The organism is Geodermatophilus sp. DF01-2 (genome assembly GCF_004571065.1).
In the GTDB taxonomy this organism is placed as follows: domain Bacteria; phylum Actinomycetota; class Actinomycetes; order Mycobacteriales; family Geodermatophilaceae; genus Geodermatophilus.
Genome location: NZ_SPQN01000166.1, coordinates 1 through 2,338, shown reverse-complemented (window position 1 = coordinate 2,338; position 2,338 = coordinate 1). Strand labels below are relative to the sequence as shown.

General features: G+C 79.9%; 1 pseudogene. It reads right to left on the bottom strand.

Going from position 1 to position 2,338, the window contains the following annotated elements:
• Positions 1–2,338: pseudogene (locus E4P41_RS21565) on the bottom strand (cation-translocating P-type ATPase); the annotation flags it as partial.

Here is a 2,338-nt window from a genome sequence, read left to right as displayed (position 1 = left end):
TCGCCGGTCAGGTTGGACTCGTCCACCTCCAGGTCGACGGCCTCCAGCAGGCGGGCGTCGCAGGCCAGCACGTCCCCGGGCTCGACCTGCACGACGTCGCCGAGCCGCAGCGCGCTGCCCGGGACGTCCTCGCGGCCGCCGTCGGTCTCCCGGTGCACGACGACGTCCTGCTCGAGCAGGAGCGACTCCAGCGCGGTCTCCGCGCGCAGCCGCTGGAGGCCGCTGACGAGTGCGTTGCCGACGGTCACGCTGCCCACGAGGACGGCGTCGGTCGCCTCGCCGAGCATCGCGGTGGCCGCGGCGCCGGTGCCGAGGACCGGCGTGAGCGGGTCGGCCAGCTCGGCGGCGACCGTGCGGACCAGACGGGCGGGTCCGCGCACCTGCGGCAGGCCCCCGGCCCACCGCACCGGCGCCAGCAGCCGGCGCGGACGGCGCTCGGCGTCGTCGGGGAGCTCGGCCAGCCGGTGCCGCACCTCGTCGGGGTCGAGCGCGTGCCACGGCGTGTGCACCGCGGGCGGCGGGACCGGTCGGCCGGCGGACCGGACGGCGGCCCACGTGCCGCCCAGCATGGCGACAATCGTGGCCGTCTTGCCGGGGGTGGTGGCCTTGCGCTGCCCGCGACGGGGGCTGCCGACGGCGGCCAGCAGCCCGCCGAGGACGTTGCCGGTGAGCGCGGCCTGCACCGACCGTCGGCTCACGGCGCGGGCCACGGTCGTCGCCGCGACGATCCGGCAGGCGTCGGTCAGCCCCGGTCGGGTGACCAGGTCGGCGCCCCACGCCGGCGGGCGCCCGGGCCGGACGGGGGCGACGGCGACGTCGGCGGCCAGCAGCGCGGGGCCGTCGGCGTCGCTGACCACCAGCACCCCGTGCCCGTCGTCCTGCAGCCGGCGCACCGTCCCCACCAGGGGCTCGTCGGCCGGCGCGACCTCGTCGGCGGCGGCGGCCACCTCCCGGGTCCCGGCGTGCGCGGTCAGCACCAGGCGGTGGCCCGCCGCGGCGGCCACCGCCATCAGCGCCTCGGCGTGCGGGTCCGGCTCCCGGGCGACCGTCGCCGTGCCGACCCGGCGGCGTCCCTCGTACACCGCGTGGACGGTGGCGCCGGGGGCGTCCGGCGCGTCGCGGGCGGGGCCGAGCCGCAGCCGGCCGACCGGCTCGTCGCCCTCGAAGGCGCCCACCAGCCGCGCGGCGGCCGACCAGACGCGGGCGTCGTCCCACCCCTCGGCCTGCGCGCTCGCCTCCAGGACCACCGGCGGGCCGGTGCACAGCGCGTCGCCGTCCACCACGACGGCGTCCACCCGGTCCAGCCGCCGGTAGGCCGAGCCGTCCATCGGGAGCACGCCACGGCGGCACAGCAGCAGGTCCAGCGTCGCGGCGAAGGCGTCCCGCCCCAGGACGGCGGCCCTCGGCGTCAGCACCTTCATCAGGTCCGCCGAGCGACCGGGGCGACCGGTCAGCGCCAGCAGGCCGAGCGCCGCGCCGAGCTCCATCGGCGCCAGGCGGGCGCTGTGGATCTCGACCGGGCCGGGCGGCAGCGGGCGCGGCCGGGGGCCGGGCGGCGGGAGCGACCCCGCGGAGCCGCCCTCCGGCTCGGGCCGGCACAGCTCCCACTCCCGGCGCCGCCACACCTGCCGGCGGGCCCGGACCTCCACGACCTCCTGCAACGCGGCGGCGGCGTTGAGCGCCGGCACCGTGGGGCTCTGGGTGAGCGCGTGCAGCAACGCGCTCAGGCTGGTGATAGCGAGATCCGCGCCGACCGGGCCGACCCGGCCGGCCAGCGCCTGCCGGAGCCGGGTCTGGGAGTCCAGCAGCGCGACGGCGAGGGTGGCGTGCCGGGAGAGCGCCGGGACGGGGAGCACCTTCGCCACGCAGGCGACGCCGACGGCGGCGAGGTCGACGGCCGCCGCGACGGCGGCCGCCATCAGGGGCTCCAGGTCGGCCGGGTGGTCGGGCTGCTCCGGCGACAGCCCCGTCCCGCCGCGGGCCTGCTCGATCGCGGTCACCGCGCCGACGAGGTCCGCAGGCGTGACCTGCCGCTCGTCGAAGGCGACGAGCACGCGGCCGACGACGTCGTTCACCGCCGCCCACTCGACGCCCTCCAGGCGCTCGAGGTGGCGGCGCAGCGCGCGGCGGACCTCCGGCGTCCCCTCCGCGGCCGGGGCGCACAGCTCGACCTGGACCCGGCCCCGGTCGGCCCACAGCCGGCGGGTGTGCCGCTCCGGTGGCGGCTCGACCATTCCGCGCGCGGCGTCGGCGAGGCCGCGCAGCCGCCCGTCGGGCAGCGGGTCGGCGCCGGTCACCAGGGTGCCGACGGTGCGGGTCCCGGCGACGGCGGCCGCGA